Raw genomic sequence first — 25,504 nt, forward strand, 5'->3', positions numbered from 1 at the left:
GACTTTGTATAGCGAAGGCGGTCAGCCTTCAGATCAGGTGAATAACTACCAACGACAGTCTGAATTACTCTTTTCTGCTCATACCTCATATCTAATTGCTGATGGCCTTTGGATTTTGGATTTTTCCTTTCGAATTTGATATTTGAATTCTATTTGGTTTTTGTCATTTGTTTCTTGGTACTTTGTATTCCCCCGACTTCGGCTAAACATACTATAGCCTGCTGTCAAGACCCATTGCTACAAAACAAAAAATGCCGCAGATGCGCAGATTAAATCTGCGTATCTGCGGCTAAAAAATCAAACGCAATGCCTGCATTGATTTCAGAGAGAATCAAAAGGTTTAAGCCTCCTGTTCTGCCTTAACAGGGTTGGTTACTTCCAGCACTTTATATTTCTTCAATCCGGAAGGCATTTTCCATTCAATCTCATCACCCTTTCTGAAGCCGATCAGCGCGGCAGCCATAGGAGTAAGAATAGAAATTTTCTTTTGCTTAATATCGGCATAGGGAGGCATTACGATTGTAAGATCGGTATTTTTTTTACTTGCCATATCCTGAACTCTTACTTTGGAGTTGAGCCGCACCGTATGCGGGGGCAAAGCGTTATCTTTTACTATAATTGCCCTGCTCAGTTCATAAGCCAGGGTCATTTCCTCTTCCATGTCATTCACAATGGATATTCCTACAAGTTGTTTTAGCAGGCGAAAATCTTCTTCGCACAGCAATACAGGTTTTTTTTCAGCATTCATAACATCGCTTTTTAAAGTATTAAAAAAGTATTAAAAGAGTGTTCCGTATTTGAAATATAAATTAGGGTTTACTGGTCTGATTTTTCACGCTTTCTTTCTTTACTTATTTTTTTCCTGTGAAAATAGTCAGATAAGACCTTTTTTTGCCGGGTTCTGAAATAGATGATCGGTCCCGAAAAAATTAAAAATGCAATCAGCCATAACCACAACTTCTCCGTAATTACGCCGGTAATAAGAATAGCGATATGTAAAGCATAAATGCAACAAAGGCAAATAACCCTTACCGGGAAGGTTATCGTATTTCGTTCCATAAAAATTATTTGATTGAGATGATAAAAAAGAAAATAAAAATATACCCCCGAACTACAGCATGTTAAATAAAGTCCGGGGTAAGCTTGTGGAAATCCTTAAAATTTGAAATGTAATATTGCTTTTTGCAAAAGCTGAGAAATGGAGGCATAACATGGGTATACACGGCATCAGGCACAGGAAAGTGCTTATCCCGTATCATTACAAAAGAATGATATGTTGTATACGCTGTCATATAAATGAGCTGCAAATATACCAATAAAATCCTTAAACTTAAGTTATAAGTCTTTTGTCGTAAATCTACGCAGCGATAGCCAAAGAGGTGCTATCATCCATAATAGCAATACACAAATGGCAAGTATAACACCTGCCTGGGTACCAAAAAAATTCCTGAAGATGGCGCCTGTATAACCCATTAGCGCCGATACGTCCATTTGCAGCAGGATCAATATTCTGCTGAGATCAATGGGGTTGAATGCACTTACCGCTACCATTGCTTTTTCCAATGGATAATCTGCAAACTGGAATAAAAGAAACAACACCAATCCATCAAACAATATGGAAAAATACAGCCACAGTAAAATCACCTTTCCAATACCCTTTGCCTTATCTCTTGTGGTAACAGAGGCGAGTATGGCAATAGAAACGAAGATAACAGAAAGAAAAAGCCCGGTGATCAGCATCATTATTCCCGTTGGGGAAGCCTGGTATAGGAGAATAGGAATGCCTGCACCGATAAAAAAAGACAGGGAAAGGGAGGCTGCAAGCCCGGAAAATAAGCTAAGCCAGATCGTTTTTCTTTTCAGCGGCTGGCTTACTAATAATTCAATAAATTCTGAACTGTTGTAAATGTATATAGTAGAAAAAACAATGCTTACTAACGGAACAATCAGCAAAATAATATTCAGCAAACTCAGCAAACCTTTGGAACTATTATCTTCCAGATTGAATACGCTTAACGACATCAGCAGCAAAAAAGCGGTGTAGGCGATCACTATTTTATTGCGCAGTATGTCTGCTATTACATATTTAATAATCTTTATCATAAAAACTAATTTGTCATTATACTGGCAATGGCCCTGGTTAATTGTGTTTGCCCGGTATCGGCCCTTAAAGCTTCAATGTTTTTGTGAAATCTTAGTTTTCCTTCCTGCATATAAATAACCTGGGTAATAAGATCATCCAGTTCGCTTAAAACGTGGGAAGTAATTAAAATGAGTTTGCCCTTTTCTTTTTCGGCAATTATTTTTTCTTTTAGTATACCTGATGCTAAAGGATCGAGTCCTGCGGTTGGTTCATCTAGTATCAATACGGAAGGATTAAAAAGAAAAGCCAACGAAGCGCTTACTTTTTGCCGGGTTCCCCCGGATAAGGTGCTCATTCGTTTTTGCATTAAAGTGTTTAATCCAAATGCTTCAATGAGTTCATCATCCGGTGTAATGTTTTTTGAATGGCGAATATCACGCATCATGTCTAACACCTGTCCAATGGTCATGTTGTCGGGGTAGCGGCCTATCTGGGGCATATAACCTATATCCTTCCTGTATTCCCAGTCGTGTAAAATATTTTTACCGTTAAATGTAATAAAACCGCTGTCGGGAACTACCATTCCCAGGATGGTTTTTACAAGGGTGGTTTTTCCACTGCCGTTGGGACCAATTAAGGCAATGCATTCTCCCTTATCACATTTTACGGAAACATTATCCAACGCTTTAAGCTTCCCAAATTTTTTAGATACATTACTGGTAATAATCATAATGCTAATGGTTTCATTAAAGGATAATCATCCTTCAGGTTTTCGGGGGTAAGGCTGGGCAAAAGTTTTTCTGTTTTATCGAGCAGTGTGGTTATAAAGCTGCGGAACAACATCATAGCGGGCGGCATCTGTTCAATAATCATCGAATACATGCTCACCGGCCGGTATGGAATATCGCCGATTTTGTCTTTATTCAGATCATAACCTTCGTATTTATCCCAATAGTTATTTTTAAAAGTATTCAGCACAAGGGAGCCGTTGGTTCCCATATCAAATGTGTTGTTGATGAAATTATTTTTTTCCAGTTTTATATCCATGCAACTCGCCTGCATTTTTATCGCCCAGCCATTGTCTTTAAATACATTTTTACGCATTTCAATGCGGCTTGAGCCATCCATATATATTCCGCTGGTATTTTTTTCAAAATAGTTTCCTTCAATATCACTGTCCGAAATTTCCTTTAACAGCAAGCCGTATGCGGCGTCCCCCCAGTTATCTTCAAAGCGGTTGTTCTTCATCGTTACATTGCGGGTATACATTACCGCTACACCTGCACCGTTATTACGGAAAACATTATTCGTATATGTGTTATTATGAGAAAACATGAAATGCAGACCGTAACGGTTGTTTTTTTGAACGGTATTTTTTTCGATCAGGGAATGGGTTGCAAATTCTAAGTAAATGCCATCCCTGTGACCTGTAATACTGTTGCCGCTAATGTGCATGCTGTCGCTTTTCCAGCAATGAATGCCATTGCCAGATAATTGAGTGGCTTTCGCGTAAGCAGTTACCTGGTTGTTCTGTATTACACAATGAGTACCCTGCTGTGCGTAAATTCCAAAAAAATTATCTTCTAATATATTGTTTATAACAGTAACATGGTGGGTGTTGTAAATTTTAATGCCTGCGATATCAGTCATGGAAGAATGCCCCGAGTTTCTTATAAGAAAGCCGTCAACAGTTACATTCGGTGATTTTACAGACAGGAGCTCATAATTTTTTTCTCCGTCCAATACCGGGTGGTTAACGCCTTTGAGTACAATGGATTTGTTGATAACAATATTACCCTGGCGGTATATACCCTCACTTACCAGTATGGTATCGCCTGTAACGGCCATGTCAATACCTTGTTGTATAACGGCGATCGTTTGCCCTTTACCAACTTTTATGATTTTGGCAAATGCCTGCGCGGGAATTGTTATTGCAAGTACAAAGTATAGTATTATTAATCTGTTCATATCACTTATCACTTCCGCATGTCATCAATTTGCCTTTACGGCATTATTTCTTTCCAGGTTACCAGCTTTCCGGGGAAATGTTCGGCTGCTTTTTTCTGGTCGCCTGCATTGGCGAAAGCGGCTGTATTGCCACCCATTGGGCTTTTTAGCGCTTCGCTTTTCAATAACCATGCATTTTCTGCATTGAGCCATTTTGTAGTTTCATTAAAATCGGCAAGGTAAAATTGCTTAATGCTGTTTTTGTTTGTGCCCGGTGCATTCACAAATGAGATCATACAATGCGTATCGTCAAACTTGTATACTTTTCCTTTTTGTGTAATGAGCTCGCAGGAGAAGCGGGTATCGCTTACCGTCATCTTGCAAAATGAGCATTGATCAATACCAGGCTGAATAGGCTGCGGGCCGCTATCGCAGCTCTGTAATAGCGCAAAGGGAAGCAGCATGGCTAAAGCGCGGGAAGGTATTGAAAGTTTTTTTCTCTTTTTTTGTTTGCGCCATTCGGCGATACTGCATAATAATAATGTTACGCCTACGCTTATAAATATCCACCCACCGATGGCTGGAATGGAGTAAGCGCCAAAGTTGAGTAATTGTTTAAAGCCAATGAGTGGTGGCTGGTATGCCATTCCGGGAACAATGATAGCGGCGTTAGGGTCAAGGTTGTGCCCGTAATCATATTCCCATTTCCAAAAATCTACCATAGATACAATACCAAAAAGAATAAAAAGGATGAGTACCGTATACAATAAGCGCCGTTTACCAGTGATGGTGGTTGCCAGGATGGCGAGGCTGAAAAAAACGATCAGGTAGGGCAATATTTTAAACTCAATAAAATCATCGGTATGTAAGGTTTTCATACCAATATAGTGGTTCAGTCCATTGATGATATCTACATTTCCTGCCAGCTTGTTGGCAAATATAAGAAGGCGTAATCCTTCGGGGTATTGCGGGGCATCAAGGTCTATTTGCCAGATAGGTACAAAATTAACCGCAAATAATGCTATGGCACAAATGCCCAGTGCGATGCGGATGCTGCCCTGTATGCGATTACGTTTCATAATATCAAATTAAAAGAGAACGGAATGCAGTTGTTGCTTTTGTACAGCGGGTAACCGCATTCCGTTTAAAAATGATCATTTACCTGTAGCTGTATCGCTGGCAGGCATATTGGTGCCTGTGCTAAAACTAAGGGGAACCTTGCTTCCTGCTGGTGATACCCTTAAATAGCCGGTCATCTCCTGGTGCAATGCACTACAAAAATCGGTACAATAAAAAGGGAAAATGCCAGTACGGTCGGGCGTCCATTTAAGCGTGGTGGTTTCACCGGGCATTATAAGCAGTTCGCCGTTGTTAGCTCCTTTTATAGCAAAACCATGCGGCACGTCCCAATCCTGTTCAAGGTTGGTTACATGAAAATATACTTCGTCTCCCATGCGTATACCTTCAACATTATCGGGAGTAAGATGGGAACGTATAGCGGTCATGTATACATGCACTTTGTTGCCTTCGCGAACTACTTTGGTTTCTTTTTCTCCTTTGGCCGCATAAGGATGCTTGTTTTCCTCAATCTTAAAAATTTTACGTGAGTTGTCTTTAATTTTTTCCGCTCTTACTGCCTGCGCATAATGCGGCTCGCCAATAGTAGGATAATCTAATATCAGTTGCATTTTATCGCCACTAATATCGAAAAGCTGTGCACTCTGCGATAATTCCGGCCCGGTAGGCAAATATCTGTCTTTTGTGATTTTATTATAGGCAACAACATACTTCCCGTCTGGTTTCCTGGAGTCGCCGCCAGGTATCATCAGGTGACCGGTAGAATAGTAAGTAGGAACGCGATCAAGAACTTTGAGGTCTTTAATATTCCATTTTACCAATTCAGACGATACGAACATGGAGGTGATGGCGTTTCCTCTTCCGTCAAATTCGGTATGCAGCGGCCCAAGCCCTGGTTTTTGTACTTCACCATATAAAGCCGCTTCATATTTTATAACAGGTATTTTTCCATAATCACCTTCAAAAGCTTTGTCTTCAATAGCTTTTAGCATTTTAGTAAACGAAAACACGGGAATCAGCGCTGCTAATTTACCACTGCCTACAATATATTCTCCGGTTGGATCAACATCGCAACCATGTGGCGATTTAGGACAGGGAATGAAGTAGCACAGGCCTTCCAGTTCGCGGGAGTCTAATACAGTCACTTCTTTTAGTGTTTCCGTTGTAGCTGTATGTGTTTCTTCGTTGAACTTATTGTGTACATATTTTACCGGCACTTTTTTCCCTTTACCGGCCTTAATATATTCTTCCGCTTTTTTCCAGTTTACCGCCATAATGAAATCTTTATCATTTTTGGAGGCGTTTACTTCTAATAAAGTATTAGCCTGTTCGGTATTATAGCAGGAGAAGAAAAACCAGCCATGTGAGGGTCCTTTGCCTGCGTGGCTAAGATCAAAATTTACACCTGGTGTTTCAATCTGGAAAGCGATATCCATATTGCCGCTTTCTTTATTAACGCTTACAAATGTAACGTTGCCTTTAAAGTTTTGCTTATAGGTGTTAATGGGTACATCACCATTAGCATTATCGGGTGGAACGCTGAAACGGGTACCCGCTACCACATACTCTGTATTTTCCGTAATAAAGGGTGAAGAGTGATTACCACCGCTATTGGGCAATTCCAATATTTCAGCAGTACGAAAAGTGGTAAGATCAACCCTGGCTAAACGGGGCGTATTGTTGCCGTTTACAAAAACCCAGCGGCCATCTATTTCGCCATTGGTTTGCGACATGTTAACATGGTGCAGATCGTCCCAGGGAACAAAACCATGTGAAGTGTTGAGCATAGGCTTGGTTTCTTCACTATAGCCCCATCCTTTTTCCGGGTCTACCGAAAACACGGGGATCACGCGTAGCAACCTTCCGGATGGTAGTCCATAAACAGCCAATTGGCCGCTGAAGCCTCCCGAAACGAAATTGTAAAACTCATCATACTTTCCCGGCGGAACATAAACTTTTTCGGCTGCATTACTACTTACAGCAGTTCCGGCACTTTTGGGTTTACAGGCGTTCATGCCGCCAAACAGTATGGCCAGGGCAAACGCTGCCAGTGTACATTGTACAGGTTTCATATATCAGGTATATTTAAATAAAAAATGAAAACAATTCATTCTATTTCACCCCGTCATTCTGCCGCATAAATTCTACTAAATGCCTGGCATCATCATCACCGAGACTTTGATTGGGCATCCGTACCAGGCAAATTTCCAGTTGGGCCTGCAATTCGGGGTCTTTATCAATCATGGCATCGGGGTTGGTAATAAAGTTCATGATCCACTCGGGTTTGTGCTTATTGCTTACACCTTTCCATCCGGGCCCTACTAATCTTTCATCGGTTAGCTTATGACAACTGGCGCATTTCACTTCATATATCTGTTTTCCGCTTTGAGCCATCGTCACATCCAATGACGCAGGCAGTTCCACGTTTTCAAATTTACCCTCACCTCTTTTGGGATCGTAAGAGGGGTTGCCACTTTCCGTTGTTTCCGTTGTTTCCTTTGATTCATCTGAGGCATTCGTTGAATCTTTGGTTTCGCTCTGGTTTCCGCAAGCATACAAAATGATAGCGATGATGCAGGTAGTGAGTAGTTTTTTCATACAAAATATTTTTATAAGTACAAGATTACCAAGTATATTTTAATTATTATACGTATATTTTAATTATTATTTGATTCAAATCATTGTGCAAATGTTGGTTAACTTGAAGATTAATTGAATGATGATCCTCAAAAAGAGATATGATATATATCAGGTTCAGAAGATACGGGCAGACTGTATTCCCGAAAACCGGCAGATTATATTGTTCAGGTATCTTATTTAATATAAAAAGGACATTTTTTTACCTGCAATTAACTTCTGCTCACCTGTAAACAACTTGCTTGCATGCTTGGTTTGCGTGTTGAAACCGTTATTCGTATTATTAAACAACCCGAACAAAAAAAATAGTTTCTATAATCAAAGGTAAGGTATACATGGAGAATATGACTTAAATCATATCCTGCTTACTGATTAGTTCGTTCTTTTGCAAAAAATCCGGGATATGGTTAAAAGTTTAACCGGCTGGTTCAGCATTGCTGTTTTTAATTTAATGCTTGTTGCATTTATCGGGGTTATGCTCCGGTATAAGATTGCTTACGCGCTGCCTTTTATTCATCAAAAGTATTTACTTCATGCTCATTCGCATTTTGCATTTACGGGTTGGGTAACGCAAATATTAATGGCCTTACTGGTATCTCGGTTGTATTCCGGGCAGCAAAATCCATTTAAAAAATATGCACTGGTGTTGTATGCCAATCTTATTGCAGCTTATGGCATGTTGTTCACTTTCCCCTTCCAGGGATATGGTTTATACTCTATCGGCTTTTCCACCTTGTCTATTTTTACCGCCTATGCATTTGCTATCATATACTGGCGCGACATTAACCTGGCTAAAGGAAAAAGCCCCGGCGACCCCTGGTTCAAGTCGGCCCTTTTCTTTAATATTATTTCTTCTGCCGGCGCGTTTGCACTTGCTATAATGATGGCTACCAAAACGGCACATCCTGATAAGTACCTGGCCGCTTCCTATTTCTTTTTGCATTTCCAGTACAATGGATGGTTCTTCTTTGCATGCATGGGATTGCTGGTTCATAAACTATATATCTGGGGGATAAGTTTAGGTGGCCATAAAACGATATTCTGGTTATTCACCTTAGCCTGCATTCCGGCTTACTTTTTATCTGCGCTGTGGCTTCCTATTCCATTATGGGCCTATGTACTGGTTATTGTTGCCGTTGGTTTTCAGCTTGCAGGCTTTGTCTTGTTATACCGCGCCGTCAGTAAACATTTCGCAAAATTAAAACAACTCATTTCTCCTCTGGGCAAATGGCTGCTGCTGTTATCAGGCATTGCATTGACGATTAAACTTTTACTGCAATCGGGCTCCATTATTCCCAGCCTGAGTAAATTGGCATTTGGTTTCCGGTCTGTTGTTATTGGTTATTTACACCTGGTTTTACTAGGCGTAATTACACTTTTTATATTGGGATACATCGTTATTAATGAATACATGCGCATAAATAAAACGGCTGTAACAGGTATTGTGATTTTTATTGCGGGCATTTTCTTTAACGAATTAATATTATTGATCCAGGGTGCAGGAGCTATAAGCTATATCAGTGTGCCATATACGAATGAAATGCTTTTTGGAGCTGCGGTTTTACTGTTTTCCGGGTTATTGATACTTAATATAAGTCAACGGCCGGGAAAGTACCGGAATAGCAGCACTGATTTTTAATTTTTTTATTCAATTTATATGTACCCAAGTCCACACCACAAGTTTCACATCCCCGTTATGGGGCTTGCCTTTACTATTGATAGTCCCGTTAAAGTTGCCCGTTTTGGCGTAGCATCGGTTGTTTCCATTATTGAAGACAGGCTTATTGAAACCATGAGGAGTTATTATTATCCTTTTGCCAAACTACCTTTTGTTCCTATTACTACAAAAGAAAAAGATTATCGCTCCAAAAGAATTACCGATTACCTTAACCTGGTCAATCATATCGTTAACGGGCAAATACAGAAGCTGAAAAATGAAGTTTTTGAGGTGGGTTCTGAGATCATGAAATATTTTGAAATGCTGCCCGATGATAATAAGGCGAAGCATTTATACCGCAGGATGATGAATACGGAAAGTGGGCCGGAAAAGGAAGGTATGGAAAGCTGGTTACGCAGCCAGGTTATACCGGGCAGCATTGATGTAAATATCATGACTAAGTTAGACAAGAATAATTTTGATAAAAGGGGGGCATTGGTGGAAGATGGATCGGATGCAGTATCGGCCTTACGTGGCTATGCCAACAGCAACCTTTCCAATTCATCTATTATTTTTTCCGCTGGAATGAATCCGCGATTATATAATTTTTTGGGAAAATGCAGCCAGTTTGATGCGGATGAAAATGGAGGCTTCAGCAAGAAAATTATTATTAAAGTAAGCGACTACCGCTCGGCGCTTATACAAGGAAAATATTTAGCCAAAAAAGGGATATGGGTCAGTGAATTCCGCATTGAATCGGGGCTAAATTGCGGCGGTCATGCTTTTGCATCCGATGGCTACCTGTTGGGACCTATTCTGGAGGAGTTTAAAACTAAAAAAGAAGAGCTTATCGTTTCCTTATTTGAATTATATAATGCCGCTATTAAATTAAAAGGACGAAAAGGATTTCATCAGCCGCACCCCATGAACATCAGTGTGCAGGGTGGAATAGGTACAGCAGCGGAAGACGCGATGCTGCATGATTACTATGGTGTAACCAGCACAGGATGGGGAACGCCTTTTTTACTGGTGCCTGAAGCCACAACAGTTGATGAAGCTACATTGATATTGTTGAGTAAAGCAAAGAAGGAAGATATTATAATGAGCAATAATTCTCCATTGGGCGTACCATTTCATTATCTTAAAGGAACAAGTGGCGAATTGGAAAAATTACAGCGCATTGAAAAAGGCAACCCGGGTAGCCCCTGTACAGAAAAACACCTGGTATCGAATACCGAATTTACAAAAGAACCCATCTGCACGGCATCCGCAAAATATCAAAAATTAAAGATGGCTCAATTGCAATCGCTGGAAATGGAGGAGCATGAATATCAAAAACAACTTAAAAATGTATTAGAGAAAGAATGTCTTTGTATTGGATTAAGCAATGCTGCGGCAACAAAGTACGAGGTGCCTTTTCTTAAAAATCTTAAGGCGGTTACAATTTGCCCCGGTCCTAATATCGCTTACTTTTCAAGGGTAGTTTCGCTACAAACCATGACGGACCATATTTATGGAAGAGCAAATATTATAGCAGGTACTGACCGCCCCCACCTATTTATCGCCGAATTGTCACTATACATCAGTTACCTCAAAAAACATTTGGAAGAAGATGCCGGTGCTATTCAAAACCCTAAGGTGAAAAAATATTATAATGGCTTCTGCCAAAATCTTATAAATGGCATAGCTTATTACCGCGGCTTACAACAATCCATTGGTTTGGGTGAACAAAATTTTAACGAATCGCTGTGTGGGGCCGAAAATGAGATAAACAATATCCATGCTCAATATGCTTTAGCAGAATACCTTATTGCTTAGGAAACGGCAACCTGCAAACAGCCTGGCATGGTGGTGTAACTACGCATTGTTGATCCTTTTGTAAGAACTTATTTAACACAAAACGTTCCTACGGAACGAACTGGAGTATTTGTTTATTTTCTACCTACGAAATGTTCCTACGGAACAAAGAAATAATTTTGATAGATAGCCCCTCAAAATAAGAATTGGCCTGATGGACAGGGAATACATTCTGCTGTTTAAAGTAATCTAACTTTATGGTTAATCCCCAACAAATTAATGTGAGCCCAAAATAGTTTTAAACCGTCATCGAAAATAAACGGGTAGCCGGTTCTTTTGCAATTAGTCTCCGGTCAAAGGCCATACATACATTTCGTAAGAAAGACCTGCCTTGTGGCTTAACCAATATTTTGTTTTCCGCAATTGTTATCAGTTCATCAGCTTCCAGTTCTTTTAGTCTTTCCTCAATTTCAGGATAATGCGCTTCCGGGGTCCATTCGGTTTCCATCAAACACATCAGGTTAAGTATATGCCGGCGAATGATTAAATCATCACCGGTTAAAATATGTCCTTTTACAATGGCCGATGCTCCGCTGTTTACCTGTTTATAATATCCTTCAATCGTTTTTTCATTTTGAGCAAAGGCATACCAACTGTCGGAAATAGCGGATACGCCCAACCCTATCATTACATGTGTGGCAGAAGAAGTATAGCCCATGAAATTGCGGTGGATCTTTTTATTCATCATTGACTGGTACAAGCTGTCTGAGGGCAGGGAAAAGTGATCCATACCAATTTCTATATAGCCTGCCTGTTCTAATAATGCTTTCCCGGTTTTATAAAACTGCAGCTTTAATGCTCCGGAGGGTAAATCATTTTCATTAAAACCACGTTGTCCTGCACCCTTTATCCAGGGCACATGGGCATACGAATAAAATGCGATTCTGTCTGGTCTTAGCTCAAGCGTATGTGCTATATTTCTACGTACATCCGCTAATGTTTGAAAAGGAAGCCCGAATACCAGGTCGTGGCTTACACTTTCAAAGCCCGATTCCCGGGCGGAAAGCGTTGTTCTTTTTACATTTTCAAAAGGCTGAATCCGGTGAATGGCTTTTTGCACTTTTTCATTATAGTCCTGTACACCAAAGCTTACTCTCCGGAAACCCTGTTTGTATAAAACTTTTAAGTGTTCTATACCGGTGTTATTGGGATGCCCCTCAAAGCTAAATTCCTTATCCGGGTGAATAATGCAATCCGCCAAAATGCCTTCTAAAAGTTTTTTAATATTCTTTGGCGAAAAAAAAGTGGGTGTGCCGCCTCCTAAATGTATCTCCCGGATAATGGGTATTTCAGGAAGCATGTTTTTATACTGGTTCCATTCTTTTAAAACAGCTTCTATATAAGGTTCCTCAACGCTGTGTTGTTTGGTAATGCGTTTATTACACGCACAAAAAGTGCAAAGGCTTTCACAAAACGGGAGGTGAATATAAAGGCTGATGCCTTCTTTTGCATTGCTTTCTTTGAATGACCGTTGAAGCGATGCAACCCATTGTGGCACACTAAAAAGAGCTTCATCCCAATATGGAACGGCAGGATAGCTGGTGTACCGCGGTCCTGGAACATTATATTTCTGAATGAGATCGGAATCAATCATTTGCTGTAAAGCAAAATTCATTGCTTTTTGAAGTGTAAAAGCTAACCTGTGTCATAACAATGGATGATAAAAAACAGGTTTTCAATAATAGAGGATAAAAAAGTCTTTTACTATTGAATTGTGATTAACTTTGCAGGTACAACCAGGTATACATGTTTTCAAAAACTTGTGAATATGCCCTTCGGGCGATGCTTTTTGTAGGTCAAACGTCAAAAGATGGGAAAAAAGCCGGAATCAGGGAAATTGCTGAAGGAATTGATTCACCCGAATACTTTATAGCTAAAATTTTACAGGAGTTGAGCCGCAAGAATCTTGTGCAGTCATTGAAGGGGCCTGCCGGGGGATTTTATCTTGATAAACAGGGGATGGAGTGCACACTCGCCGATATTGTTAAAGCAATAGACGGTGATAAAATTTTTTTGGGTTGCGGACTTGGGTTGAAAGAGTGTTCAGAAAAAAGGCCTTGCCCTATACATAATGAGTTTAAAAAAATAAGAAAAGAAATGCACGACATGCTTCAGTCGGCCACACTGAATGAATTTAATGAAAAACCGGAAAGGAAATTAACCTTTTTAAAAAGAGTATAGTTTTTATGAAAAAAAAATGGTATCCTCAGTTCATTAAAGGATTACTTTTAACAGCAGGGTTGATCAGCTTTTCCTCTCTGTTCGCCCAGGCCACAGGAAAACCAGGTTTTTATTTTACACATCTCAATGGTTTACTGCTTTTCCTTTTTGTGCTGATATTCTTTATGCTTGCCGCTGTTTTGTACCTGAAATTTAAAACCGGGGAAATGATTAAAATGAACAAAAGACTAAAGCAGCGCAATGCGGATAAAAATTTTGACAGGTACATCGCAAACCTGAACAGCAAGCAAATTGAAGCTTATTTGAATTATAAAAGGGATGGCTCCTCAACAAAAATATCTCTACCTGAAAATACAAATACCCTGCTTAAAACGATTTCCGTTTTTCTTTTGCTGTCGTTGAATAGCGGGCAGTTATTTGCGCAGGAGGCAGCGCCGGATAAAGGTTCTGTGCTGGGTGAAACAGGCATTATCATAACAATAGTATTGTTGCTTATTCCTATTAGCGCGGGTATTGTATTTATGGTCATTAAAGTCCTGAACCTCATTAAACAAAACCGTAACCGGCTAAATCTCGCTGAGGCCGACCAGTTGGCTCAATATCTTGCTACGCCTCCTGATGAGGATACACGCGCCGCTTTGCTTAAGCGAAAAGAAGCATTGGATTATACGCCTGCACATAACGAACTGTCGGGTAACCTGTCTCCGCAGGACAGCAGGGGCTTGATCAGCAGCATTAGTGTAAGCAGTGCACTGCCTGTGGTAGTACAAAAGAAAAGAGCGGTAAAGCGGCCGAATATTGATCCCAGGTTATCGCAACTGGTACTATGGTATATAGGGTGTGCCGCTTTCTGGCTATTGTTTGGCACCACTGTGGGCGAATACCTGGGCATAAAATTCGTAGCGCCCGATGCAGATCATGTAAGCTGGTTAAGTTTTGGCCGCCTGCGTCCTGTGCATACCAATGCCGTATTCTGGGGCTGGGCTTCATTGGGTATGCTGGGATTAGCCTATTATACGGTGCCAAGAGTAAGCAATACTAAGCTGGCGAGCTTTAAAATGGGGTGGTATTCGCTTCATCTTATTAATGCCGCTGTTTTATTGGGAACCATTTGCCTGATGGCGGGCATTAATAATGGCGGTGGTGAATACCGTGAATATATTTGGCCGGTAATGTTGCTGTTTGGAATAGCCTTAGTATTAACCCTCATTAATTTTTTACGAACCATTGCCAGGCGAACTACTAAGGAAATTTATATTTCCAACTGGTATATTGTAGCGGCATTGATATTCGGGTTGGTTATTTCAATTGTTGCTTATGTACCGTGGTGGCAGGATGGACTGGGTGAAACCATTATCCAGGGCTACTATATGCACCAGGGCGTGGGCATGTGGTTTATGATGATGACGCTTGGACTTGTTTATTATTATCTGCCCCAGCAGTTAAACAGGCCCATTTATTCCTATAGCCTGGGTATATTGGCCTACTGGACACAGATACTTTTTTATACCCTTATTGGCACGCATCATTTTGTATTCAGCTCCATACCCTGGTGGCTCCAAACCGTAGCCATTGTGGGAAGCGTAGGAATGGTTATTCCGGTAGTAGCCGGCACTACCAATTTTATAATGACCTTTAAAGGGGCCTGGCATAAAATTACGGATAGCTATACTTTGCCCTTTTTTCTTGTGGGCATCATCTTTTATTTTACGGGTTCACTGCAGGGCACTGCGGAGGCATTCCGCTCTACAAACCTCATGTGGCACTTTACTGATTTTACGGTTGCGCATTCTCATCTTACCATGTATGGGATCATTTCATTTTTTGTGTGGGCCGGCATATATACCGTTATCCCCAGGTTAACGGGCAGAGAAGCACCCCAGATAACAGTAGGCGCTCATTTCTGGTTTGCTTTGATAGGGCTGTTGTTTTATACTGTTCCGCTTATGTATGGCAGTACGTTAAAAGGGTTAATGTGGATAGATGGAAAGCCCTTCATGGAAAGTGTTATTTTTTCTGCGCCTTACTGGCTATGGAGAGCCATTGGCGGAAGCCTGATGTGGATCTCTCATTTATTCTTTGCGTATAATATTTATAAAATGCTCACAGCAGGCGGTGTAGTTGATGTAAAGGAAGCCGCCTTTGAAAAGCTGAACCAAAAAAGTGAAAGCACTATTTGATTAACAATAGAAAGACTGACATGGAATTTTTTGATAACCATAAAAAATTATTCGGCGCCACATTTTTACTGTTTTTGGGGCTTACCACGCTGGTGGCCATTTTGCCCGCTATTCATAACCAAAGAAACAATGCGCCGTTGCCCAATGCAGAAGTATTGAGCGATGATGCTGTGAAAGGCAAGGCCGTTTTTATTGCCAATGGTTGTGTGGCATGCCACACGCAGCAGGTGCGCAACGTGGACATGGATAAAACCTGGGGGTCACGGCCAAGCATAGCTGCAGACTATGCCGGCATACACCGTACCGATATCTGGCGCAATACGGCTACCCTGATGGGCACAGAGCGTACAGGACCTGATCTTACCAATATTGGCAGCAGGCAACCCAGCATTGACTGGAATTTAGTGCATTTATATAATCCCAGGATCGTGGTTAAAGAATCCATTATGCCTGCTTACCCCTGGATGTTTACCATTAAAGAGGAACCGGCAAAAGCTGATGTGGTTGTAAATGTTCCGGAGGAATTTTTGAAAGGTAAAACAGGTAAGGTAGTTGCTACCCGCCAGGCATTGCAACTGGTGGCTTATCTTCAATCGTTGAAGCAAACGCCATTACCCGATGGCAGGCCTGCTCCTGAATTTTTGTATAAGAGAGCAGAAAAGAAAATAGCTGCTGCAGATGGAGCAGCGCAGGGATTGGATGGAGCGGCCTTGTATGCAACCAATTGCCAAAGCTGCCACCAGGCTAACGGTGAAGGGTTAAAAGGCGCTTTCCCTTCTTTGAAAGACAGTAAGATCGTATTGGATGATAATCCTGAAATAATGGTGAATATTATCATGAACGGATATAATGGAAGGGAGAAGGAAGGCTTTCCGCCCATGCCTGCGGTGGGTACCGATAATAAGCTGAGCGCCGAAGAAATAGCGGCTATTATGAATCATGAAAAAACAAGCTGGGGCAATAGTGCGAAGCAGGTAACGCCCGAACAGATAAAGCAAATTGTAGACGCTATTAAAGTAAAGGCTAACTAGTGAGACAAGCAAATTATGCCTGTATGTTATTGTGAAAAGTGAGAATCCGCCCGGATGACTTCAGTCGGACGGGGATAAAGGCGAAAGAAGTGTTTCACCGCTCACGCCAGCCTGCCGGCTGGCAGGTTTCACGTTTCACACAGCACTAATACTTTGTGCGGGAATGAAGTGAAAAACGTATGCTGATAAGATTTTTAAAAAGGCTGAGATGAAAAAAATATTACTGAGTGTTTTTGCTGTATTACCGGCACTTGCGGGTTTTTCCTGCCCGGTTTGTGAAAAACAGCAGCCCGAAATACTACGTGGCATTACGCATGGCGCCGGGCCCAACAGCAGTTGGGATTATGTAATCGTGTGGTCGGCGGTTGTTATTGTTTTGTTTACACTGTATTTTTCCGTAAAATGGTTGATCCGTCCGGGCGAACGGTCGCAAACGCATATTAAAAGATTTATTTTAAACATAGAGTAATTTAAATGGTTTTAAATGGGAGATAAAAGCACCATATTTATTTTTCTCGACGATGAGGCGGCGCCAATAGCCAAACTGGTTTCGCCGGTAAACTTTGAATTAGATACCCGTAAACTGGTAGACGGCAGGCATAGTCTTAAAATTGTAAGCAAAGACCCCGCAGGCAAGGAAGGACTTCGTATTATTCCTTTTGAAGTAAGAAATGGCCCGGCTATTGATGTGGAAGGCATTAAAGAGCATGCAGTAGTAGACGGTGTATTGCCTTTAATGATCAATGCCTATGGAAAGGGCGACTCAAAAAATTTTATGATTACGGGGAGTGAAACGCCGCAAAGTATCCCTTCCTGGGTATGGATATTAATTATTGGTTTTGGTGGCTGGGCTTTGTATTACCTGGTTACTTATATCAGTATGAGATAATAAATGATTGATTATGCAGAACCTGACGGATATACTGAACCTTGAAGATGTTAAAAAACTGGTGGACGCATTTTACGGAAAAGTGAGAGAGAATGATTTGCTGGCCCCGGTATTTAATGAACGCATAAAAGACCGGTGGCCGGAGCATTTGGCAAAAATGTATACTTTCTGGCAAACCATTTTATTGGAAGAGCGAACCTATTTCGGCAGCCCTTTTCCACCACATGCAAAATTGCCTGTTGAACATGCACATTTTGGGGAATGGATGAAACTGTTTACACAAACCGTGGATGAATTGTTTACCGGTGAAAAAGCAAAAGAAGCAAAATGGAGAGCGGGCAAAATGGCTGAAATGTTTGAATATAAAATTGAGTATTATAAAAAGACGGGGTTTAAAAATTTGTTATGAAACGGTTATTGGGTATAGCCATCATGTCTGTTTTTTTGTGGTTGGGTTTCGTTTTTGCCATCAGCTTTATGGAAGCCTGGTTAAAGTTCCGGGCTCCGGGTGTAAGTATGTCCATCGGACTGGGTATTGGTAAACTGGTATTTGGCGCTTTAAATAAAGTGGAATGGGTATTCGCCGCCGTAGTTTTTTCCTGCCTTTATTTCAATAAAAATACAATACATTCCGGCAACAAAATCTGGTTTGGATGCATCGTATTGATTTTGCTTGCCCAAACTTTCTGGTTGCTGCCATTGCTTGATGCAAGAGCTGATGCCATTATCAATGGAGGAAGCAGAACCCCGTCATCATTGCATTGGTTATATGTAACTGCCGAAATGATAAAGGTAGTATTGCTCTTTTTTCTGGGTGCTGCGCTGTTCAGGTATGTGCAGGCAAACAACCTTAAAAAAATATAATAAATATGCCTGCGGTACAAATTAAAAGAGTGTATGAGCCTTTAGCAACCACCGATGGGTTTCGGGTGCTGGTTGACCGTATTTGGCCAAGAGGTGTAAAAAAAGAAACTGCACATGCAGATGTATGGCTGAAGGATGTAGCGCCTTCAACCGCTTTACGTAAATGGTTTAATCATGAACCCGAAAAATGGCCGGAATTCACCAGGAAATACACTGCCGAATTGAAACGAGCAGATGCCATGGAACAACTTTTGGATATTATCCGGAAGCATAAAAAGACAACACTGCTTTATTCAGCGCACGATGAGCAGCACAACCAGGCCCTGGTATTGCAGGAATTTATAAAAACACTGGTAAAATAAATTAAGTGGTATGAAGCCCAAACCGATCAGGCGGAGTGAAAGTATTATGAAACTTTCCCGTGAACATCATTTTAGTTTATTGTTTTGCTGGAAGATACGGGAAGGATTGAAAAAGCGGACAGCGCCTAAGCGTATGGTGCAGTATGCACAGTATTTCTGGAGCAATCATATACAACCACATTTTCTGGAGGAAGAAGAAATTCTTTTTGCTCCTTTACAGGATGAGATGGTACTAAAAGCTATGGAAGAGCATGCTGCAATAAGAGAGGGGATTGAAGCGCTGACTGTTCTTCCACCTGAAAATATAACAGATGAGCTTACAAAGCTGGCTGATCAGTTAGACAAGCATGTGCGGTACGAGGAAAGACAATTATTTCCGCACTTAGAAAACGTTTTGAGCGATGCACAGCTTGAAAGCATAGGCGCTCAGTTGAATGCATTGCCGTCCGCAGCATTAAAAGATGATTACCAGGATGAATTCTGGAGAGAAAAGAACGCTTCGCTATAGTGATTTGAAATTTGAAATTTTAGATTGCATTCCACTTACGATTTCCGGGTTCGGGAGTTTATGGTTTTTAGTTTTTTGTTTATCGTGTATTCCTTCGAATTTGAAATTTACTATTTGAATTTTTATTTGGTTCTTGTTATTTGTTTCTTAGCACTTTGCATTTCCTTCGGATTTCGCATTTAAGCTTTCGGGCTTCCCCCCTTATACTTTCAAAAACACCTTCTTCTTATACAAAAAATACAGGAAAGCCCATTTTACAGCAATATAGCACAATGCAAAAACAACAAGATCATAAGGCGTTCCTGCCAATTGTGTAAGCCATTCAAAAAAAGCGTTTGTGGTATTCTTCCAGTCAATAAAATGGCCCGACATATAAATTAAGATGGAATTCATGCCGATGACCACAAAAAAGAAGGCCCATTTTTTATATCCCTTTACATCTATGATATAGTAGAACACTGCCAGGAGCAGCATGCTTATGCCACCCACCAGGGTTGCAAAAGAACTTGACCACAAATTTTTGTTGAAAGGAAAAACGATGTTCCATACGAGGGCAACTGCAATAAGCGCAGCGCCTGCGATGATCAAACGTGCTGCTTTTGCATGAGGCGAGCGATCGCTGTTTTTCAGAAAGCCTCCTGTTAATATACCTAACAGTCCGGTAGCAATGGCGGGGATGGTAGAAAACAACCCTTCCGGATCGTGGATATTATTTACATACAATTTACCGGGAAGGAATAAACGATCAAAATAGGAGGCAAAATTGCCTTCAAGGGTAAGGTCGCCTGCAGAAAATCCCGGAGCAGAGGTGCACAGTAAGATGAACCAATAGCCCAATAGCAAACTTGCTGTCCATATTATCCGGCTTCTTTGACTTTTGGTATACAAATAAATAATATTAGCAAACATATATGCTAATCCAATGCGTCCCAATACACTGCCAAACCTCATTTCTGAAATGGGTTGTATGCGCAGTTCATTATTATAAATGATGCCCAGTACAACTAATATCAATCCCCGCTTGATTACACGCCATAACAGTTTTTGCCGGGGAACGCCTTTCTCCATCTGTCGGCCAACAGAATAAGGGGTGGCTACGCCGGCAATGAAGAGGAATAAAGGAAAAATCAGATCATAAGCCCGGAAGCCATTCCAATCGGGGTGCGAAAACTGGTGCGATAAACCATTCCAGAACGGCGAGTCTGTTGCTTTGGAAAGCGCATGAAATATACGCTCGCCACCCATGATCCAGAACATATCAAAACCACGGAGGGCGTCTAATGAATAAAGGCGTTGGGAGCCCGGCAATTGAGACATAAAATATTTGTATAAAGGGAGGGTGATAAAAAAACGCCCCGAATATATGCATTTGATTTTCCCGGGAGCAGATTTTTTAAAATAATAACGGGGGCTTATTGAAAATGATACTTGTTCTTATTTTTTTTTAAAAATAAAAAAAAGCTTAAATTGTGGTACGTGTGTATTATTTACACATTTAGAATTGGGAAAATTATATACTTCAAACTCTAATATTACTTTTATGGCGCCAAAACGTTTGCTTCAATGCATAGCATTGCCGCTGCTTCTGCTACTATTTTCTTTCACTGCATCCGCTCAAAATAAAATCATTACGGGAAAGGTTACCGACAGTAAAGACGGTTCGCCCATAATTGGCGTAACGCTTCAGGTTAAGGGGTCGGGTTCGGGAACCACAACGGATGTAAACGGAGACTTTAAAATTACGGTTCCCACATCCGCTAAAATCCTAACTGTTTCATCGGTTGGATATGAAGATCAGGATGTGCCAATTGACTCCGATAATCTTACGATTCTGCTTGTAGCGTCTAGTTCCAGCTTAAATGAGGTGGTTGTAGTTGGCTATGGTACGGCGCGTAAAAAGGATATTACCGGATCTGTTGCGTCTGTTAAGGCAAAAGATTTTAACCAGGGTGTTATTGCATCACCCGATCAGCTTTTACAAGGTAAAGTTGCCGGACTTGAAATAACGAATAACAGTGGGCAGCCTGGCGCGGCTACTACCATAAAAATAAGGGGAAATAATTCTATCAGGGCAAGCAATAATCCACTGTATGTAGTAGATGGTGTGCCTTTGGATGGAAGGACAGCAAAACCAAGCTTAAATTTCGGAGGGGGTTCAGGATTAGATTTTGGAACAACCCCTGAATCTAACCCATTGCTCTATATCAATCCTAATGATATAGCGCAGGTTGATGTTCTGAAAGATGCTTCTGCCACTGCCATTTACGGCTCAAGAGGCGCCAATGGTATAATTGTGATAACGACCAAAAGAGGTGCTTCGGGCGGTACAAAAATTGAATTCGGGTCAAAATTTGGGGCTGCAGCAGGTTATATGCATAAATATAAAGTGTTGTCATCCGACCAATTTAGAACTGCCCTGCATACCTATAGCCTTGACACGCTATCTGTTTCACTTGATCATGGGGAATCGGTTGATGCATTGAAGGCTATTACTCAAAGTTCTTTATCGCAGGAATACAATTTGGCTTTAAGTGGCGGAAATGAAACAGGCAAATTTAGAGCATCCTTTTTGGGTTCCAGGAATAATGGGTTTCTTAAAAAAACTTCATTGGATAAATATCTTGGCAATTTTACAGGGGAATATAAATTTCTGGATCAGCGATTGACCATTGGTTTTGGCTTGATTGCAGGCCACACCACGGAGCACATGGGACTGGTTAGCAATACCGCCGGCGCTGGTGGTAATTTAATTTCTTATGCATTGAACTGGAACCCAACGGCAGCTTTTAGAACCAGTGATGGAATGTTTGCCCCGGCTACCAATTCGGTTCCCAACCCGCTTGCGGTAACTGATGGTTATAATGATGTTGCCGATGTGAATGTTTTTCTGGGAAATATTTCCGCCGCATTGAAAATTACCAATGACCTTGAATATAAATTTTTGTACGCCATTAATCATGGTACGGGAAAAAGAAATTCGGATGTTGATGGCTGGATTGACGGCATTAATGGTGTATCGGGAATTGGGGTTGCCGCTATTTCAGAAGCATTTTTAACATCTCAAACTTTTACGCACACCTTAAGTTATAATACTAATCTTACGGATAATCTCAGATTTGACGCGGTAGCCGGGTATGAATACTGGAAGACGAATTATGGAAACTCGGCTCTTTTTGCCTCTCAGTTTAATACTAACCTGGATCAGGCAAGCCGGATTCCTATTTTATATACAAGCTTTTTCCAGAATGCTAAAACGCAAACCCCTTTAGTTACTTATGTAGATCCTACCACTGAAATTCAGTCTTATTTTGGCAGGGCTAATTTTAATTTATCTGATAAATATTATTTAACAGCAACTATCAGGGCTGACGGTTCAAGCAAGTTTGGGAAAAATAACAGGTATGGCTTTTTCCCCTCTGTAGGAGCTAAATGGATGATCAGCAATGAAGATTTTTTAAAATCCAGTTCGGTCATATCTAATTTGGGCTTACGCGCATCCTGGGGAGCTACAGGCAATCAGGAGTTTCCGGCGGGAGCATCTTTGGAGCAGTTTAATTCCGGATCATACAATAGTATTGGACAAAGTAATGTGGCCAACCCGGATTTGAGATGGGAGAAGACGACTCAGATAAATATTGGGTTGGATTTCGGGATTTTAAAAAACAGGATTTATGGTTCGTTTGATTATTACAATAAAAATACAACGGACATTCTATTTCAGAGTACGGCCATTCAACCGGCTCCGGCTTCTATTTTCTTTATTAACCTACCTGCTCATTTAATGAATTCCGGTGTTGAGTTTTCAATTGGCGGCTCTATTATATCAAATAAAAATTTGACCTGGGATGCTGGTTTTAATATTGCGTATAATAAAAATTTACTAAAGGATTTTGCACAGGCCGATATTGAGACTGCTATTATAAGCGGGCAGGGCGTTTCAGGCACTTTTTCGCAGATTATCGGCAATAACCATCCTGTTAATATATTTTATTTAAAGCAGTTTAGCGGATTTGATCAGCACGGGCAGCAGACTATCGCCAACGACCCTACGTTCCAGGGCGACCCAAATCCACATCTTTTATTTGGATTTGCAACCACTGTTACCTATAATAAATTATCATTGGGATTAAACGCGGGTGGCGCATCCGGGTTTTATATCTATAATAATACCTTTAATAGTGTAACTAATATCAGCAATCTTCAAAACGGTAAAAACGTAGATGCTTCTATTATTGGCTCGGCAGAAAATATAAATGCAAGTGTTGCCGTATCCAGCAGGTACCTGGAAAAAGGAGATTATTTCAAATTAAGGAATGCAACGCTCAATTATGCATTCGGGGATTTGGGAAAATACGTTAGGAATTTGAATGTTTTTGTTGGAGGCACAAACTTATTTGTCATTACTAAGTTTACAGGGTTTGACCCCGAAGTAAATGTTGATAAAAACAACAATGGTTATCCTTCGAGAAATATTGAGTATATACCATATCCTACGCCCAGGATAATAAATTTTGGGTTTAATATGTCATTATAATAATAGTATAAAAAAGCAATTATGAATCTATATAAATTTATAAAGCACCCAACATTATTTATTGTTGCCGCTGCTTTTACAACAGGTTGCACAAAACTTGACCAGGGTTTAAACAGCACCTTAAATAATGACCAGGCGTCTAATGCTTTAGGGTCCAACGGAACCCAGTTATTATTGCAAACCGCTTACAATGACGTTGGCGGTCCCTACTCCGATCCGGGAAATATTTTAGCGCTACAGGAGGTAACGGCGGATGAATGCGTGGTGCCTACCCGTGCCGGAGATTGGGATGATAATGGCAAATGGCGCGCTTTAAAGCAACATACCTTCGGCGCTGATGGAATAGATATAATAATAGGCCAATTCAATTCGCTGAATAAATTGAATTTTGATGCCACCAATGTACTGGCTTTTAACCCATCAAAAGCACAGGCTGCGGAAGCGAGATTTTTACGGGCTTTATCCTTATATCAACTATTGGATCTTTTCGGACAATATCCCTTTAGAAACCCGGGAGACAACTTATTAAATGCCCCCAAAGTATATTCGGGAGATAGCGCCGTTAGTTTTATTATAGACGAACTGACTACCATTATCCCCGACCTTCCCGCAACCAATGGCATGAGCCTGGCTAATGTAGATGCAGCAAACACCTTGCTGATGAAATTGTATTTAAATCGCGGCGCGTTTAATAACAGGGAGCAGCCAACATTTGACGATGCCGACATGCAAAAAGTAATAACACTGGGAACTGCAATAATGAATAGTGGAAAATATGCTTATAGCAATAACTATTTTGATAATTTCAGTGCGACCAATTCAACTTCTAAAGAAGGCATATTTGCTTATCCTAATACTTCAGGTGTTGCTACAAATAATTCGGGCATACATAACATGTGGTGGGCTACCCTGCATTATAATTCTTATGAGCCATTAGCACCGCAGTCTGGATGGAATGGCTTTTCAACCGTTGCGGATTTTTATAATTCTTTTGGAGTAAATTCAACTCCTACTCAAACACCGGCGGATACATTATTAGATAAAAGAATTGGCGGCAGATTTTATAAGGGATGCACGGATGTTTCCGGTATAAGGCCGGGATTATTGATAGGCCAGCAATATTATGAAGATGGCACAAAAGTAAAAGACAGGAAAGGGAATCTGCTGATTTTTAATACAAATTTCTCTCCAGACTTGAAGGAAACAGGTCCGCTTCTGGAAGACGTAGGTATTCGTGTTGTGAAATATGTGCCCGACTTCTCTGGTAATGGAAAAAATTATGGTGGTGGTACAGCCGGAAATTGGACCATGATATTCAGATATCCCGACGTTGTTCTAATGGTTGCTGAAGCAAAAATGAGAGCTGCTGCAGCGGATAATGCAGGGGCTTTGGCCATAGTTAATGAATTAAGGATGGCAAGGGGTGCGGTTCCGATGACGGCTATGCCACTTGTTAATCCAAATGATGTTGCAGACCCCAATACTTTACTTGCGGAGAGAGGCAGGGAGTTGTACTGGGAAATTGTTAGAAGAACTGATTTGATCCGCTTTGGCGTATTTATGAAACCCTGGGCGCTTAAACCGGCTTCAGATGCGGCCCATCTGGTATTTCCAATACCTTCTACTGCATTGGCGGCAAATCCCAACCTGAAGCAAAATCCGGGATATAATTAGTATTGCTGCTCACAAAATATTTA

Annotated in this window: 23 protein-coding genes; 13 read left to right on the top strand and 10 right to left on the bottom strand. The window is 40.9% G+C overall.

Annotated elements, in window-relative coordinates:
- Window positions 1-340: 340 nt before the first annotated feature.
- From FRX45_RS13300 to FRX45_RS13335, 8 genes are all read right to left on the bottom strand, one after another.
- Entirely contained in the window at window positions 341-748 is a 408-nt protein-coding gene (locus tag FRX45_RS13300) for a GreA/GreB family elongation factor (RefSeq protein WP_152268929.1), read from the bottom strand.
- Window positions 749-816: 68 nt separating this feature from the next.
- Window positions 817-1,059 carry a hypothetical protein gene (locus tag FRX45_RS13305; RefSeq protein WP_152268930.1) on the bottom strand — a complete coding sequence of 81 codons (243 nt, stop codon included), beginning with the start codon at window positions 1,057-1,059 and terminating at the stop codon, window positions 817-819.
- A gap of 276 nt (window positions 1,060-1,335) precedes the next feature.
- Window positions 1,336-2,103 carry an ABC transporter permease subunit gene (locus FRX45_RS13310; RefSeq protein WP_152268931.1) on the bottom strand — a complete coding sequence of 256 codons (768 nt, stop codon included), beginning with the start codon at window positions 2,101-2,103 and terminating at the stop codon, window positions 1,336-1,338.
- Between the two features lie 5 nt (window positions 2,104-2,108).
- Window positions 2,109-2,813 (bottom strand): ABC transporter ATP-binding protein, encoded by a 705-nt coding sequence (locus tag FRX45_RS13315; RefSeq protein ID WP_152268932.1) that lies wholly within the window; start codon window positions 2,811-2,813, stop codon window positions 2,109-2,111.
- A complete protein-coding gene (locus FRX45_RS13320) occupies window positions 2,810-4,051 on the bottom strand; it encodes a nitrous oxide reductase family maturation protein NosD (RefSeq protein ID WP_152268933.1) in 1,242 nt (413 codons plus the stop codon). Before FRX45_RS13320 ends, FRX45_RS13315 begins: the two co-directional genes overlap by 4 nt.
- Before the next feature lie 35 nt (window positions 4,052-4,086).
- Window positions 4,087-5,109 (bottom strand): nitrous oxide reductase accessory protein NosL, encoded by a 1,023-nt coding sequence (locus FRX45_RS13325; protein WP_152268934.1) that lies wholly within the window; start codon window positions 5,107-5,109, stop codon window positions 4,087-4,089.
- Window positions 5,110-5,184: 75 nt separating this feature from the next.
- On the bottom strand, window positions 5,185-7,179 hold the full coding sequence (gene nosZ / locus FRX45_RS13330) for a Sec-dependent nitrous-oxide reductase (RefSeq protein ID WP_152268935.1): 1,995 nt from the start codon (window positions 7,177-7,179) through the stop codon (window positions 5,185-5,187).
- Between the two features lie 40 nt (window positions 7,180-7,219).
- Complete coding sequence (locus FRX45_RS13335; protein ID WP_152268936.1) at window positions 7,220-7,705, bottom strand: c-type cytochrome; 486 nt, start codon at window positions 7,703-7,705, stop codon at window positions 7,220-7,222.
- Window positions 7,706-8,147: 442 nt separating this feature from the next.
- On the opposite strand from FRX45_RS13335, the gene FRX45_RS13340 reads away from it, so the two are divergent.
- Window positions 8,148-9,383 (top strand): hypothetical protein, encoded by a 1,236-nt coding sequence (locus FRX45_RS13340; RefSeq protein WP_152268937.1) that lies wholly within the window; start codon window positions 8,148-8,150, stop codon window positions 9,381-9,383.
- A 57-nt stretch (window positions 9,384-9,440) separates the two neighbouring features.
- The gene (locus tag FRX45_RS13345) at window positions 9,441-11,219 is read left to right on the top strand and encodes a hypothetical protein (RefSeq protein ID WP_226805358.1); all 1,779 of its coding nucleotides are present in this window, start codon (window positions 9,441-9,443) and stop codon (window positions 11,217-11,219) included.
- A gap of 277 nt (window positions 11,220-11,496) precedes the next feature.
- Here the strand turns inward: FRX45_RS13345 and hemN are convergent, their stop codons facing one another.
- The gene (gene hemN, locus FRX45_RS13350) at window positions 11,497-12,873 is read right to left on the bottom strand and encodes an oxygen-independent coproporphyrinogen III oxidase (protein WP_226805360.1); all 1,377 of its coding nucleotides are present in this window, start codon (window positions 12,871-12,873) and stop codon (window positions 11,497-11,499) included.
- A 131-nt stretch (window positions 12,874-13,004) separates the two neighbouring features.
- Between hemN and FRX45_RS13355 the strand changes: the two genes are divergently transcribed.
- From FRX45_RS13355 to FRX45_RS13395, 9 genes are all read left to right on the top strand, one after another.
- Window positions 13,005-13,439 carry an RrF2 family transcriptional regulator gene (locus FRX45_RS13355; RefSeq protein ID WP_152268939.1) on the top strand — a complete coding sequence of 145 codons (435 nt, stop codon included), beginning with the start codon at window positions 13,005-13,007 and terminating at the stop codon, window positions 13,437-13,439.
- Between the two features lie 5 nt (window positions 13,440-13,444).
- Window positions 13,445-15,619 (top strand): cbb3-type cytochrome c oxidase subunit I, encoded by a 2,175-nt coding sequence (locus FRX45_RS13360; RefSeq protein ID WP_152268940.1) that lies wholly within the window; start codon window positions 13,445-13,447, stop codon window positions 15,617-15,619.
- Window positions 15,620-15,639: 20 nt separating this feature from the next.
- Complete coding sequence (locus FRX45_RS13365) at window positions 15,640-16,650, top strand: cytochrome c (protein ID WP_152268941.1); 1,011 nt, start codon at window positions 15,640-15,642, stop codon at window positions 16,648-16,650.
- Between the two features lie 208 nt (window positions 16,651-16,858).
- Window positions 16,859-17,119, top strand: a complete 261-nt coding sequence (locus FRX45_RS13370; RefSeq protein ID WP_152268942.1) for a hypothetical protein — start codon at window positions 16,859-16,861, stop codon at window positions 17,117-17,119.
- Window positions 17,120-17,134: 15 nt separating this feature from the next.
- Complete coding sequence (locus FRX45_RS13375) at window positions 17,135-17,539, top strand: cytochrome C (protein WP_152268943.1); 405 nt, start codon at window positions 17,135-17,137, stop codon at window positions 17,537-17,539.
- A gap of 13 nt (window positions 17,540-17,552) precedes the next feature.
- Complete coding sequence (locus FRX45_RS13380; RefSeq protein ID WP_152268944.1) at window positions 17,553-17,948, top strand: group III truncated hemoglobin; 396 nt, start codon at window positions 17,553-17,555, stop codon at window positions 17,946-17,948.
- Window positions 17,945-18,403: a hypothetical protein gene (locus FRX45_RS13385; protein ID WP_152268945.1), complete on the top strand. Its 459-nt coding sequence runs from the start codon at window positions 17,945-17,947 to the stop codon at window positions 18,401-18,403. Before FRX45_RS13380 ends, FRX45_RS13385 begins: the two co-directional genes overlap by 4 nt.
- A gap of 5 nt (window positions 18,404-18,408) precedes the next feature.
- Window positions 18,409-18,765, top strand: a complete 357-nt coding sequence (locus tag FRX45_RS13390; protein WP_152268946.1) for a DUF488 domain-containing protein — start codon at window positions 18,409-18,411, stop codon at window positions 18,763-18,765.
- A gap of 10 nt (window positions 18,766-18,775) precedes the next feature.
- Complete coding sequence (locus FRX45_RS13395) at window positions 18,776-19,273, top strand: hemerythrin domain-containing protein (RefSeq protein ID WP_152268947.1); 498 nt, start codon at window positions 18,776-18,778, stop codon at window positions 19,271-19,273.
- Between the two features lie 201 nt (window positions 19,274-19,474).
- Here FRX45_RS13395 and FRX45_RS13400 read toward each other — a convergent pair whose 3' ends face one another.
- Entirely contained in the window at window positions 19,475-20,590 is a 1,116-nt protein-coding gene (locus FRX45_RS13400; RefSeq protein ID WP_152268948.1) for an acyltransferase family protein, read from the bottom strand.
- A gap of 223 nt (window positions 20,591-20,813) precedes the next feature.
- Here FRX45_RS13400 and FRX45_RS13405 point away from each other — a divergent pair, with 223 nt between their 5' ends.
- On the top strand, window positions 20,814-23,807 hold the full coding sequence (locus FRX45_RS13405; RefSeq protein ID WP_152268949.1) for a SusC/RagA family TonB-linked outer membrane protein: 2,994 nt from the start codon (window positions 20,814-20,816) through the stop codon (window positions 23,805-23,807).
- 21 nt (window positions 23,808-23,828) lie between these two features.
- Complete coding sequence (locus tag FRX45_RS13410; protein ID WP_152268950.1) at window positions 23,829-25,481, top strand: RagB/SusD family nutrient uptake outer membrane protein; 1,653 nt, start codon at window positions 23,829-23,831, stop codon at window positions 25,479-25,481.
- Window positions 25,482-25,504: the final 23 nt, after the last annotated feature.

Source organism: Agriterribacter humi (genome assembly GCF_009192765.1).
In the GTDB taxonomy this organism is placed as follows: Bacteria; Bacteroidota; Bacteroidia; order Chitinophagales; family Chitinophagaceae; genus Agriterribacter; species Agriterribacter humi.